The organism is Aquimonas voraii, from assembly GCF_900101825.1.
Classification (GTDB): Bacteria; Pseudomonadota; Gammaproteobacteria; order Xanthomonadales; family Xanthomonadaceae; genus Aquimonas; species Aquimonas voraii.
This window is the reverse complement of record NZ_FNAG01000004.1, coordinates 121,377-133,216: the sequence shown is the minus strand read 5'-3', so window position 1 is coordinate 133,216 and position 11,840 is coordinate 121,377. Positions and strand designations below refer to the sequence as shown.

Below are 11,840 nucleotides of genomic sequence, written 5' to 3'. Positions count from 1 at the left end.
GTTCTCAGAGAGGCTGCGGCGGCGCGTTCGAGCCACCGCCGCAGGGGCCTCAGTCGACCAGGGCCTTGAGCGGGCTGGTCTCGGGGATCACGCGAGCGGCGAGCTTGGAGTCGGCGCGCAAGAGGTCGATCGCATCGACCAGCAGATGCGCCGTCTCACGTACCAGGGCGTCGGGCTTCTCTTCAGCGCTTTCATCCTCGCTCTCGATCGGGCGCTCGTCGGCCTGCAGGCCATCGTCGAGGTCGGCGATCGCATCCTCGTCGACGCTCTGACCCAGGGCCTTGCGCTGCTCATCGCGCGCCTTGCGGCGGGCCTCGTCACGCTCACGCTCGGCGCGACGCGTGGCCTCGTTCAGGGACAGGGTCTTGCGCTCGCGCAGGCTGCGGTATTCCTCGACGTCCTGAATCCACCATTGGAACTCCTGGTCATGGGCAATGCGCGCTTCGTGCCGCGACTTCAGCATCGGCAGCAGCGGCGCGAAGTCGCCGTAGGCCTCGTACTTGGCCGGCGCAATTGCGGCCCAGGGCAGGGCGTTGTCGTAGACGCTCTCGCCGTATTCGCTGGCATCCCAGGTCACCGGGAAGGCGATATCGGGCTCCACGCCCTTGTGCTGGGTGCTGCCGCCGGCGATCCGGAAGAACTGCGCCACGGTCATCTTGAGGTGACCCAAGCCCGGGTTCTCACGCGAGAAGGCGTCGAGATCCACCAGGTTCTGCACCGTCCCCTTGCCGAAGGTGGGCTCGCCCACGATCAGCCCGCGGCCGTAGTCCTGGATGGCGCCAGCAAAGATCTCCGAGGCCGAAGCCGAAGCACGGTTGATCATGACCGCCAACGGACCGTCCCAGGCCACGCCGGGCTTGCGGTCGGTCTGAATGGACACGCGCCGGCCTGCGTCCTTGATCTGCACCACCGGGCCGGTATCGATGAAGAGGCCGGTCAGCTCCGTCGCCTCATCCAGCGACCCGCCACCGTTGTTGCGGAGGTCGATGACCACGCCCTCGACGTTTTCGGCCTTGAGCTCTTCCAGCAGGCGAGCCACATCGCGAGTGGCCGAACGGTAGTCGGGCTCGTCGCGACGACGGCCCTCGAAGTCCTGGTAGAACGCGGGCAGCGAGATCACGCCGACCCGGCGCGCGTTCTCGCCCTCGCCGACTTCGATCACTTGCTTCTTCGCCGCCTGTTCCTCGAGCTTCACCTTCTGCCGCGACAGCGACAGCAGCACGTGCTCGCCATCGATACCAGCCTCGGCCGGCAGCACATCCAGGCGCACCACCGAGTCCTTGGGCCCGCGGATCAGGTCGACCACGTCATCCAGGCGCCAGCCCACGACATCGACCATCGGTCCGCTCTCGCCCTGCCCGACGGCGACGATCCGGTCGCCTGGCTTGATCCTGCCGGACAGCGCGGCCGGGCCACCCGGCACCACCGAGCGGACCACGGTGAACTCCTCGTCGTTGCGGCTCAGCACCGCGCCGATGCCCTCGAGGGACAGGCGCATGGAGATGTTGAAATTCTCCGAGGTGCGCGGATTCATGTAGGAGGTGTGCGGCTCGATCGCGCCGGCATAGGCGTTCATGAAGGTCTGGAACACGTCCTCCGCGTCGATCTGGCGGATGCGCTCGCCGAAGTTCTTGTAGCGCTTGTCGAGGGTCTCGCGGATCTTGTCCATCTCGCGCCCCGCCAGGCGCAGGCGCAGCACGTCGTTCTTTACCCGCAGCCGCCACAGTTCATCCAGCTCCTCCGCGGACTGCGCCCAGGCCGCATCTTCCCGATCAAAGCTGTAGCTCTCGTCGACGGTGAAGTCGAAGTCCTGCTTCAGCAGCTCGCGGATGGCGGCGGTACGCTCATCGACGCGCTGACGGTAGACCTTGAAGATCTCGAAGGCGGGCGCGAGGCGACCACCGCTGATGGCATCGTCAAGCTGCGGCCGATACGACTCGAAGGCCGCCACGTCCTCGGCGCGCAGGAACAGCTTGTCGCCGTCCAGCGCCTCCAGGTAACGATCAAAAATCTGCGCCGAGAGCGCGTCGTCGAGCTTCTGTGGGCTGTAGTGGAAGCGCGAATTGCTGACCAGCTGCGCCATCCAGCGCGCGGCTTCGGTCTGCTGGGCATTGGGTTCCAGCGACAGCGCATCGACGCGGCTGCGCTCGGTTTTGGCCAACGCCGGCGCCAGCGGCAGCACCAGGGCCAACAGCAGGGGGGCGAAGCGGAGTGAGCTGAAACGCATGCCGTGCACCTTGAATGCGGAGTGGGGCTGGAGGACCCAAGGCGCCGATCATGCCAGTCTCGAAGCCCCGAGAGCGACGAGCGCGGCAGGATCGCGCAACTGGAACCGCAAGGAGTGCGGGGACGCGGGAGAGTTCCCCAGCTCACGCCCTTCGGTTCAGGCCCTACCCTGCACCCGCGAATGTCGGCTTGGCGTGTGCCGGAGGGCAGGCGGTGCGCGAAAGCCCAGGCAGCAGGCCCGGCGCGAACTCTCAGAGCTCGACGAAGCCCGCGTCCTTGGCCATGCGATCGGCGTGGTAGCTGGAGCGCACCAGAGGGCCCGATGCGACGTGGGTGAAACCCATCTCAAGCCCGATCCGCTCGAGCTCGGCGAACTCGTCGGGGTGCCAGTAGCGCATCACCGGGTGGTGGTGCGGGGTCGGCTGCAGGTATTGGCCGATGGTGACCATGTCGACATCGTGCGCGCGCAGATCGCGCAGCGCGCCGACAACCTGGTCCATGTCCTCGCCGAGGCCAAGCATGATCCCGGACTTGGTGGCGACGTTCGGGTGCTGGGCCTTGAAGCGCTTCAAGAGCTGCAGCGACCAGTCGTAATCGGCGCCAGGGCGGACATTGGTGTAGAGCTCGCGGACGGTTTCGAGGTTGTGGTTGAACACGTCCGGCGGGTTGGTCGCCAGGATTTCGAGCGCGCGGTCCATTCGGCCACGGCCGCGGAAGTCCGGAGTCAGGATCTCGACCTTGATGTTCGGCGACAGCGCACGGGTTTCGCGGATGCAGTCGACGAAGTGCTGGGCGCCGCCGTCGCGCAGGTCATCGCGATCGACGGACGTGATCACCACGTACTTCAGCCGCATGTCGGCGATCGTGCGGGCGAGGTTGATCGGCTCCAGCGGGTCCGGCGGCTTGGGCCGGCCGTGGGCCACATCACAGAAGCTGCAGCGGCGGGTGCAGACCTCGCCCAGGATCATGAAGGTCGCGGTGCCGTGGCTGAAGCACTCGTGGATGTTGGGGCAGCTGGCCTCTTCACAGACCGTGACCAGGGCGTTCTCGCGCAGGCGCGACTTCAGCTGCTGCACGGCATTGCCCGAGGGCAGGCGCACGCGGATCCAGCTCGGCTTGCGCAGGGTGGGCGCTTCGTCGAACTTGACCGGGCTGCGGGCGATCTTGGTTTCGCCGAGCTGCTTTTCGCCCATCACCAGCAGCGGGATCTCGCGGGACTCGGGCTTGGTGGCGATGTCGGTCATGCGGGGGTCGGCTCTGGGGAAGTGGCGACGGCGGCCTGCGCGGCGAGCGCGGTCAGATCCGGCGCGGGTGTCTCGACGGGGTCCAGCCCGAACACGCGGGCCAGCGCCGGCACCAACACGGCAGCGGCGCCATCGAGGGTATCGGGGCCGCCCAAGTCTAGCAGTTGGGTCACCGCCAGCCCCTGGTAGCCGCAGGGATTGATGCGGACATAGGGCGAGAGGTCCATGGCCACGTTGAAGGCCAGGCCGTGGAAGCTGCAGCCGCGGCGCACGCGCAGACCCAGCGCCATGACCTTGGCGCCGTCAACATAGATGCCGGGCGCGCCGTCGACGCGATGCGCCTGCACGCCCCACTCGGCCAAGGCGTCAATGGTCGCCTTTTCGATGCGGCAGACGAGTTCCCGCACGCCAAGGCCGAGGCGGCGAAGGTCGAGCAGCGGATAGGCCACCAGCTGACCGGGGCCGTGATAGGTCACCTGGCCGCCGCGGTCGACCCGCACCACCGGGATGTTACCGGGCAGCAGCACGTGCTCGGGTTTGCCGGCCTGGCCCAAGGTGAAGACCGGATCGTGCTCGACCAGCCAGAGCTGGTCCGGGCTGTCCGGGCCGCGCTGGTCGGTGTAGGCCTGCATGGCCCGCCAGACCGGCTCATAGGGCTGCCGGCCGAGGCGGCAGACCTGCAGCGGCTTCACAGCGTCCACTTGATGCCTGGCAGCGCGCGCAGGGCGTTGTGGGCAGCCTCGTAGTGCTCGCGCGCCTCGGCGTGGAAAGCGAGAGTGACCGACTGGTACTTGCCGCCCGAGGAGTCGCGCGTCCGCACGCTGTCAGGGTCGAGGGCGAGGCCGGCCGCCATGATTGCGCCGGTAACGCGCTCAACCCAGTCGGCGGCGGCCACGCCAACCGCGGTGATCTCGACGCTGCAGGGAAACTCGAAGCCGCGCTGCTCGGGCGCGCCGCCGAAGGGCGAAGGAGGCTGGCTGTTCATCCCCGCATTATCGGGCCGACCCCCATGATTCCCAAGCGAAGGCGAGAGACGGCACAGTCTCGCCGCCTGGACTCGCTGCACCGGGCGCGCCAGGCTTCTCCGCCCGCCTCATTCCGAGTCCTCGCGACGCTGCTCGCGCCGCTCCTCGCGCTCGCGGCCCCGGTGCTCGCGCTCACGCTCGCGGCCATGGTGGTGGTCACGCCGGGGCACGCTGTCCGCCAGTTGGGCACGCTCGGCGTCGGTGAGCTGGACGGACAGGCGCAGCAGGCCGCCATGGACGCGCTCAGCCATGGCGCGTTCGCGCTCACGGACGTCGGCCAAGGCAGTCGCCAGCGCGTCCGCGTCGAAGGGCTGGGCCCGCAGCGCATCACGGACTTCGGCGTGGGCAGCACGCAGCGCCCGCAAATCCTCGGCGAAAGCCGCACGATCCGGCGCCAGCGCTTCGCGCACCAGGGCCCGGCGCTCCGGCGGCAGGGCCCGCGCGATCCGCCGGGGATCCGGCAGGCTCCGCGCCTCCAGCGCCTCATGCGGCGCCGGGGCGGCGCGCTGGGGCCACCAGAGCCCCCCGGCCGCCACCGCCAGCAGCAGGTTCAGGCCCAACGAAGCCAGCAGGACGACACGGATCGGCGTGCTCAGTGTGTTCACGGCAGTTCCTCGCTGTCGGTGGGGTCGATCCAGGCGAGCGCGAGATAGTTGTCGAGCTCGCCGTCGACCGCGCTGCCGCCGGCGGGCAGCAGCCAGGCCAGGCCGATGCCGAGGCTCAGTGCACAGGCGAACACCGGCGCGGCGAGACGCGCGCCGCCGAGCGCTTCCGCCAGCTCCTGCCACCAGGTGCGCCGGAGCGCAGGTGCCGAAGCGAGGATGCGCGCGCGCAGGCCCAGCGGCAGTGGCATTGACTCGAAGCTGGCGTCGAGCGCGCGATCCAAGGCATCGGCCTCGCGCAGTGCACGGCCCAGCGCGTCGATGGGCAGCGCGGAACGGCCGCCCTCCGCGCTTGGCCAGCGCGTCGCATCAGCGCCGTAGGCGTCGATCAGCTGCTGCATGCGTTGTGGATTCATGGCGCGCCTCCTTGGGACGCTGCGAAACGATGTTTGAGCGTGCGGCGCGCGCGCGCCAGCAAGGATTCGAGCGCATCGACGCTGACGCCCAGCGCCTGCGCGCATTCGGCCTGGTCGAGCCCTTCGAAGTGGAACAGCAGCAGGGCCTCGCGCTGGCGTTCGGGCAGCTCGCGGATGGCCTGACGCAGCGCGCCCTCACGCTGGCCCGACTGCAGGGCGTTCTCCGGCTGCGCCGAGGCTTCGCCCGGCAGGCTGTTCTCGACGGTCTCATCGATCGCGAGCTGCGGCCGACGCCGACGCAGTCGATCGCGGCAGAGGTTCAGAGTGACCGTGTGGATCCAGGTCGACACCCGCGCGTCGCCGCGGCGCCAGCCGGGTGCCGCCTGCCAGAGCCGCAGGAACAGTTCCTGGGCGACGTCCTCGGCTTCGCTCGGGTCCTCCAGCAGGCGGGTCGCCAGCCGGTGGACACGGGCGAGATGGCGGTCCACCAGCTGCGCGCAGGCCCGCGGCTCACCGCGACCGGCCGCCGCCATCAAGGCGGCGTCCGGATCCTCGGCGCAGGCCCCATGCGAGGCAGCGGGCGACACGCTCGGCATCAGGAATCAGCCGCCGCGACCGCCGTGGCCTTGGCCGTGGCGACGGCCATGGTGGCCCTCGCGACCTTGTCCGCGACCGAACTCCTCGGCCTCGATCACGCCGTCGCCGTTGCGGTCCATGCGCTGCAAGCGCCGGGCATGGGCAGCGGCGAACTCCTCGGCACTGACCTGTCCGTTGCCGTCCGCATCGAGCCGGGCGAGCTGCCGCTGCTGGCGCTCGGCGCGCGCTTGGGCGCGGCGCGCTTCACGGAAGGCGTCAATCTCGGCGGCCTCGATGCGGCCGTCGCGGTTGGCGTCGACCTCGGCGGCATGGCGGGCGGCGGCGGCCTCGATCTCGGCTGGGCTGACACGGCCGTCGCTGTCGCTGTCGAGCGACTTCAGACGTTCGGCCTGGCGCATCGCATGATGCTCGGCACGGGCGCCGGGCTCGCCGCCGGCACCCGGCTGACGGGCGAGCGCGGCCAGGCTGAACAGGCTGGCGCCAATGGCCAGCACCAGCAGAGAACGGGAAACGTGGGTATGCATGGCGAGACTCCTGTGCGTGTCTGGGTCAAGGCGGGCTGCCTTGAACCGTCCAACGCGGCAGGCCGCCGCTTCCGTCGCGGCCCGGCGGGACTCCGTTCAGCGAAGCCGCCCAGGCCAGGCCTGCGGCCCTACTCGGATTCCCACCACAGCATGAGGCCATCCCAGGTGCGGCCGAAGAAGCCCGCCTCGGGCGCCTCTTCCAAGGCCACCAGCGGGCGCTCGACCAGGGTCTGGTCGTCGAGCATCAGACGCAGGGTGCCCACCACATCACCCTTGGCATAGGGCGCGACCAACTGCTTGGGCACGTCAATCATGGCCTTGACCTGCTCGTACTTGCCTCGGGCCACGGTGATCCGCACCGGTTCGGTGACGCCGAGCTTGAGCGTGGCCTGCGCGCCCTTCCAGAGCCTGGGTTCGGCCAACGCCTCGCCGCCGCCGTAGAGCTGGTGCGATTCGAAGAAACGGAAACCGTAGTTCAGCAGGGCCTGGCTGTCGTCGGCACGCTTCTTCTCGCTGGACGAGCCCATGATCACGCTGATGAGGCGCATGCCCTCGCGCTGCGCCGAAGTCAGCAGGCAGTAGCCGGCTGCGCTGGTGTGGCCGGTCTTGATGCCGTCCACGCTGGGGTCGCGCCAAAGCAGCGAGTTGCGGTTGTGCTGGGTGATGCCGTTGAGGGTGAGCTCCTTCTTCGAGTGCACGGCATAGCTCTCGGGGAAGTCGCGAATCAGAGCCTGCCCCAGGATCGCGACGTCACGCGCGGTGGTGTACAGGTTCGGATCCGGCAGGCCGGTGGCATTGGCATAGGAGCTGCCGGTCATGCCGAGCTGCTGGGCGTAGCGGTTCATCAGGCTGGCGAAGGCCTCCTCGCTGCCGGCGACGTGTTCGGCCAGCGCGATCGATGCATCGTTGCCGCTCTGCACGATCATCCCGTGCAGCAGATCCTGCAGGCGGTGTTTCGAGTTCACCGGCAGGAAGCTGGTCGAGCCGTCGGTGCCGCCGCCACCGCGGCGCCAGGCGTACTCCGAGATCATCACCTCATCGTCCATGCCAACCTTGCCGGCGGCCACTTCGGCCGAAACCACGTAGCTGGTCATGACCTTGGTGATGCTCGCGGGCTCGACGCGGGCGTCGATGTTCTCGCCCAGCAGCACCTGGCCGGTCGCGTAGTCCATCAGCAGCCAGGCCGTGCCTTCAATACTGGGCGGTTGTGGCGCAGGCGCCGGCGCGCTGGGCACCGGCACCGGGCGCGGCATGGGCTGGGGGGTCGGGGCGGGCTGCGGTGTGGGTAGGGGCTGGGGCGCAGGCGCCTGCGCCAGGGCGGCGGTGGCGAAAGCCGCGGCGCCGCAGAGCGCGGCAGCCAGCAGGCGCTGGTGGAATCGGGGCATGGGAAGTCCTCTTTCGGAAGCGGGAAATCAGGGGCGGACGGGGCGCGGCGTGCCGAGTCCCAGCGACTGCACGCGCTCGACCACGGCGGTCTGGCGGTCGACGTCGATCGGACCGATGCGGACGCGGTAGACCGTGCCGCTGCCGACCTCGGCGCGCTCGATCCGGACCGGCCTCAGGCCGGCGCGCTCAAGCTGGTCCTGCACGCGGCGCGCGTTGGCGCGCTCGGCATAGCTGCCGACCTGCAGCAGCACGTCGCCGGCCTCGACCAGCATCGGCGGCGGCGGTTCCGCGGCCGGGGGTGCGCCCGCGGCGCGCGCGGCGGGCGGGGCCTCGCCCACGCCGGCGTGCATGCCGCGCGGCACGATCGCGCGCACTTCGACGGGGCCGGTGCCGCGGATATGGATGCCAAGCTTGACCGCCGCCGCATAGGACAGGTCGATCAGGCGATCGGCATGGAAGGGCCCGCGGTCGTTGATCCGCACGATGACGCTGCGACCGTTCTCGAGATTGGTCACGCGCGCGTAGGTCGGCAGCGGCAGGGTCTTGTGCGCCGCGGTGAAGGCGTACATGTCGTAGGGCTCGAAGCTTGAGGTCGGCCGGCCGTGGAATTTGGTGCCGTACCAGCTGGCCACGCCGCGCTCGACATAGCCTTCGGCGCTGTCCATCACGTGATAGCGGCGGCCCAGCACCACGTAAGGGCTGTGGTTGCCGTAGCGCGCACGCGGCTCGGCACGCGGCACTGGCTCTGGCAGGCCGCTGACATCGGGCGGCACTTCCGGCCCGCCGTCGCGGATGTGGGGTGCGTACAGGCCACCGCCCTGTTCACCCGCCGGCTCGCCGTGCGAGGGCGGGCGCCGCGGCCTCGATGGATCAGGACGCGAGATCGGCGCGTGGCCCTCGGGCGGGCGCGGCGCCGGGCCGCCGGCGCAGCCCGCGAGCAGCAGCAGGAGCACCGCCAGCAGCAGCGCCGGCACGGGACGACCGAGCGTCTGCGAACGTATCGGCGCGACGCGTCGCACGCAGTCGGAACGCATCACGGCGCCAGCGGGGTGGCGCCGTCCGGACGGGCCTGCGCGATCTCGCCGGCCAGCTGGAACACCGCGAGCGAATACAGCGGGCTGCGGTTGTAGCGCGAGATCACGTAGAAGTTCTTGAACGCGATCCAGTGCTCACGCCCTGCTGCCCCGTCGAGGTTCAGCACCGTCGCCGGCAGATCGGCGCCGATCGCCTGCTGCGGCCGGTAGCCACGCTCGGCAAGATCGGCGAGACGATGGCTGGCCTCCAGGTTGCCCGGCAGGAACTCCTGTGCGGCCGCGAACTTTGCCGGCACCACCACCGGACGACCGCGCTCCCAGCCGTGGGCGACGAAGTAGTTGGCGATCGAGGCGGAGATGTCCGGCAGTGAACCCCAGAGATCGCGGCGGCCGTCACCATCGCCGTCAACGGCGTAGGCGCGGTAGGAAGACGGCATGAACTGGCCCCAGCCCATCGCGCCGGCATAGCTGCCCTTCGCGGTGTTGAGGTCGATACCCTCCTCCTGCGCCAACTTGAAAATCGCCGACAGCTCGCCGCGGAAGAAGGCCTCGCGCGGGGGGTAGAACAGACCAAGCGTATAGAGCGCATCCAACACGCGGTGGCTGCCGGTGATGCGGCCGTAGCTGGTTTCGACGCCCATGATCGCCACGATCATCTCGGCAGGCACGCCGGTGTCGGCCTCGATCCTGGCCAACAGGTCCCAGTGCTCGCGCAGGAAGGCGCGGCCATCGCTGATCCGCCGCTCGTTCATGAAGATCGGGCGGTAGTCGCGCCAGGGCTTGGCCTCGGCGGGGCGGGTGATGGCGTCGATGATCGACTGCTGGTAGCGCGCCTCACCCAGCCAGCGCTCGATCTCGGCCGGGTCGGTGCCGTGCTTCGATGCGGCTTCGGCGATGAAGGCCGCGCGCGCTTCGGGGCTCAGGATGGGGCGGGCCGAGGCGAACGACAGCGCGGGCGACAGGCCAAGGACCACGGCGGCGGCCATGGCGGAAAGCGGGAGGGAGAATCGCATCGAAGTGAGCACGTTGACGGCCGATAGCGGCCGCATCTTACACGCAGGCCGGGCCGCGGCCGGCCTTGCCTGAACGCAGTTTCAGGCTTCGCTCTGGAACTGCGGCAGGGCCTCGAGGATGCGATCCAGCCGCGCTTCCGCGGAGTCGAGTTCCAGCAGGACCTGCCGCGCCTCGTTCTCGAAGGGCAGCATCTCCGCCAGCCGGAAGCCCACCCAGTGCGCATCATCGAGCTCAGCCTTTCCGGCGTCGCCGTGCGGGCCGCCGAAATGGGCGAGCAGGCGCTCCAGCAGCTGCGCCAGCAGGCCGTGCTGGGCGGCCACAGGCTCGGGCGTGAAGGTCTGCAGGGCCTCGACCTCGCCGATGATGAGGCCGGTGTCGCGCATGCGGGTCTGGCGCACGCGGAAGCGCGACTCGCCGACGCAGCGCAGACCGAGCAGGCCGTCCGGCAGGGTGTAGAAATCGACAATCCGCGCGGTGGTGCCCACGGCCGCCGGCAGCGCCGGGCCACCGGCTTCGACGCCGTCGAGGATCAGGCTGACGCCGAAGGGCGTGCCCTGCCGGCTGCATTCACGCACCAGGTCCAGGTAGCGCGGCTCGAATACCCGCAGGCGCAGTTCACCGCCGGGAAACAGCACGGTGCGCAAGGGGAAGAGCGGGAGATCGCGATCGGCCATGGCGCCCAGTCTAGCCCGGTAGGCGCGGTCGCTTGCGGAAGCTCGGGGTCCGTTGCGGGCACCTGTCGCAGCCCCGCCCCTGCACCACCCGCGCTGGTGCGCTCAGGAGTCGAAGCTGCCGCTGAACAGGGGCGCTTCAGCGGCCTGCTCGGCCGGACCTTCGAAGGACACCGCGCTGATCCGGTCCGCGTCCTGCAGGGTCTGCTGGGCAAAGCTGTCGTCCACGGTTGGCGCGGACACCGGCGCGCCGAGACCGAAGGCCACAACCGCGGCCAGCGCGCAGGACGCGGCCAACGCCGCCCAGACGGGGCGGGTGCGAGACTGCGAGCGCCGGCGCAGGCCGGCGACTTCGCGCTGCAGAAGGTCGACATCGCTGCGCAGCTCGACCAGCGTGCGCAGTACAGCGGCCTGGGTCGGGTTCTGGGCCGCCAAGCTCAGGATCTCGTCGCGCGATTCACGGCTGCCGCGGCCATCGAGGGCGGACAGCAGGGCCTCGGCGTCTGCCGCCGGGGACTGCGCCATGGCGGCACGATAGAGCTCGGCGAGTCGGCGGGGGGCGGGTGCGTCAGTCATCGAAGTCGTCCAGTCCTAGCGCCGCGAGGCGCTGCTTGATTTCGTCCAGCCCGCGGTAGACCAGCTTGCGGGCGGCATCCAGGGTGAGATCGGTGAGGTCGGCGATCTCCTGCAGTGCATAGCCCTGCAGATAGAGCTGCAGCGGCAAGCGCCGCCTCGGCGGCAGCGCCTGCAAGCAGGCCCGCAGATGCTCGACGTGCTGGGCATCGAGCGCACTGCGATCGGGACCGTGGCCCAGGCCCGGCAAATCGACGAGGCCGTCTTCCGTCTCCGGAAGTGCCTCGGTGGGACGCACCTGGGCACGTCGCACCGCATCGACCAGGGCACTGGCTACCGTTCTCTGGACATAAGACGCAGGGAGTTCGGCATTTGGGTCACGCTCCAGCGTCTTCCACAGCCGGATGCGCACCTCCTGCTCCACGTCCTCGGGGTCGATTCCGTGCTGATTCAAACGGTTGGACTCGATCTGCGCGCGCACGCGGGCGCCAAAGCGGGCCAGCAGCGCCTCCAGACGTAGCTTCACCT

At 69.7% G+C, this 11,840-nt stretch carries 14 protein-coding genes; all 14 read right to left on the bottom strand.

The genetic code is table 11. The features are described 5' to 3' along the window. Positions 1 to 49 precede the first annotated feature (49 nt). The 14 genes from BLP83_RS09350 to BLP83_RS09290 all read right to left on the bottom strand — a co-directional run bounded on the left by BLP83_RS09350 (position 50) and on the right by BLP83_RS09290 (position 11,838). Positions 50 to 2,227: a carboxy terminal-processing peptidase gene (locus tag BLP83_RS09350; protein WP_091241777.1), complete on the bottom strand. Its 2,178-nt coding sequence runs from the start codon at positions 2,225 to 2,227 to the stop codon at positions 50 to 52. Between the two features lie 250 nt (positions 2,228 to 2,477). Then, positions 2,478 to 3,470 carry a lipoyl synthase gene (lipA, locus tag BLP83_RS09345; protein ID WP_091241775.1) on the bottom strand — a complete coding sequence of 331 codons (993 nt, stop codon included), beginning with the start codon at positions 3,468 to 3,470 and terminating at the stop codon, positions 2,478 to 2,480. Then, on the bottom strand, positions 3,467 to 4,171 hold the full coding sequence (gene lipB, locus BLP83_RS09340) for a lipoyl(octanoyl) transferase LipB (protein ID WP_091241772.1): 705 nt from the start codon (positions 4,169 to 4,171) through the stop codon (positions 3,467 to 3,469). The genes lipA and lipB overlap by 4 nt, the downstream gene beginning before the upstream one ends. Continuing rightward, entirely contained in the window at positions 4,159 to 4,455 is a 297-nt protein-coding gene (locus tag BLP83_RS09335; RefSeq protein ID WP_091241770.1) for a YbeD family protein, read from the bottom strand. Before BLP83_RS09335 ends, lipB begins: the two co-directional genes overlap by 13 nt. A gap of 108 nt (positions 4,456 to 4,563) precedes the next feature. Next, complete coding sequence (locus BLP83_RS18665; protein WP_176764097.1) at positions 4,564 to 5,100, bottom strand: periplasmic heavy metal sensor; 537 nt, start codon at positions 5,098 to 5,100, stop codon at positions 4,564 to 4,566. Further along, positions 5,097 to 5,513: a hypothetical protein gene (locus tag BLP83_RS18660; RefSeq protein WP_176764096.1), complete on the bottom strand. Its 417-nt coding sequence runs from the start codon at positions 5,511 to 5,513 to the stop codon at positions 5,097 to 5,099. Before BLP83_RS18660 ends, BLP83_RS18665 begins: the two co-directional genes overlap by 4 nt. Beyond that, positions 5,510 to 6,100: an RNA polymerase sigma factor gene (locus BLP83_RS09325; RefSeq protein WP_218121232.1), complete on the bottom strand. Its 591-nt coding sequence runs from the start codon at positions 6,098 to 6,100 to the stop codon at positions 5,510 to 5,512. The genes BLP83_RS18660 and BLP83_RS09325 overlap by 4 nt, the downstream gene beginning before the upstream one ends. Positions 6,101 to 6,115: 15 nt before the next feature. Next, the gene (locus tag BLP83_RS09320; RefSeq protein ID WP_091241763.1) at positions 6,116 to 6,634 is read right to left on the bottom strand and encodes an EF-hand domain-containing protein; all 519 of its coding nucleotides are present in this window, start codon (positions 6,632 to 6,634) and stop codon (positions 6,116 to 6,118) included. Positions 6,635 to 6,762: 128 nt separating this feature from the next. Next, positions 6,763 to 8,019, bottom strand: coding sequence for a D-alanyl-D-alanine carboxypeptidase family protein (locus tag BLP83_RS09315; RefSeq protein WP_091241760.1), 1,257 nt, complete (start codon positions 8,017 to 8,019; stop codon positions 6,763 to 6,765). Between the two features lie 27 nt (positions 8,020 to 8,046). Continuing rightward, positions 8,047 to 9,054 (bottom strand): septal ring lytic transglycosylase RlpA family protein, encoded by a 1,008-nt coding sequence (locus tag BLP83_RS09310; protein WP_091241756.1) that lies wholly within the window; start codon positions 9,052 to 9,054, stop codon positions 8,047 to 8,049. Further along, positions 9,054 to 10,103: a lytic murein transglycosylase B gene (mltB, locus tag BLP83_RS09305; RefSeq protein WP_091241754.1), complete on the bottom strand. Its 1,050-nt coding sequence runs from the start codon at positions 10,101 to 10,103 to the stop codon at positions 9,054 to 9,056. The genes BLP83_RS09310 and mltB overlap by 1 nt, the downstream gene beginning before the upstream one ends. Positions 10,104 to 10,148: 45 nt before the next feature. Further along, a complete protein-coding gene (locus BLP83_RS09300) occupies positions 10,149 to 10,742 on the bottom strand; it encodes an LON peptidase substrate-binding domain-containing protein (protein ID WP_091241752.1) in 594 nt (197 codons plus the stop codon). 102 nt (positions 10,743 to 10,844) lie between these two features. After that, complete coding sequence (locus BLP83_RS09295; RefSeq protein ID WP_091241750.1) at positions 10,845 to 11,315, bottom strand: hypothetical protein; 471 nt, start codon at positions 11,313 to 11,315, stop codon at positions 10,845 to 10,847. Beyond that, entirely contained in the window at positions 11,308 to 11,838 is a 531-nt protein-coding gene (locus BLP83_RS09290) for an RNA polymerase sigma factor (RefSeq protein ID WP_176764095.1), read from the bottom strand. Before BLP83_RS09290 ends, BLP83_RS09295 begins: the two co-directional genes overlap by 8 nt. Positions 11,839 to 11,840 lie beyond the last annotated feature (2 nt).

What these genes read in the sequence shown, in the direction of transcription:
- BLP83_RS09350 (WP_091241777.1), bottom strand. Translation starts at nt 2,227, where the DNA reads ATGCGTTTCAGCTCACTCCGCTTCGCCCCCCTGCTGTTGGCCCTGGTG.
- lipA (WP_091241775.1), bottom strand. Translation starts at nt 3,470, where the DNA reads ATGACCGACATCGCCACCAAGCCCGAGTCCCGCGAGATCCCGCTGCTG.
- BLP83_RS09335 (WP_091241770.1), bottom strand. Translation starts at nt 4,455, where the DNA reads ATGAACAGCCAGCCTCCTTCGCCCTTCGGCGGCGCGCCCGAGCAGCGC.
- BLP83_RS18660 (WP_176764096.1), bottom strand. Translation starts at nt 5,513, where the DNA reads ATGAATCCACAACGCATGCAGCAGCTGATCGACGCCTACGGCGCTGAT.
- BLP83_RS09320 (WP_091241763.1), bottom strand. Translation starts at nt 6,634, where the DNA reads ATGCATACCCACGTTTCCCGTTCTCTGCTGGTGCTGGCCATTGGCGCC.
- BLP83_RS09315 (WP_091241760.1), bottom strand. Translation starts at nt 8,019, where the DNA reads ATGCCCCGATTCCACCAGCGCCTGCTGGCTGCCGCGCTCTGCGGCGCC.
- BLP83_RS09310 (WP_091241756.1), bottom strand. Translation starts at nt 9,054, where the DNA reads ATGCGTTCCGACTGCGTGCGACGCGTCGCGCCGATACGTTCGCAGACG.
- mltB (WP_091241754.1), bottom strand. Translation starts at nt 10,103, where the DNA reads ATGCGGCCGCTATCGGCCGTCAACGTGCTCACTTCGATGCGATTCTCC.
- BLP83_RS09300 (WP_091241752.1), bottom strand. Translation starts at nt 10,742, where the DNA reads ATGGCCGATCGCGATCTCCCGCTCTTCCCCTTGCGCACCGTGCTGTTT.
- BLP83_RS09295 (WP_091241750.1), bottom strand. Translation starts at nt 11,315, where the DNA reads ATGACTGACGCACCCGCCCCCCGCCGACTCGCCGAGCTCTATCGTGCC.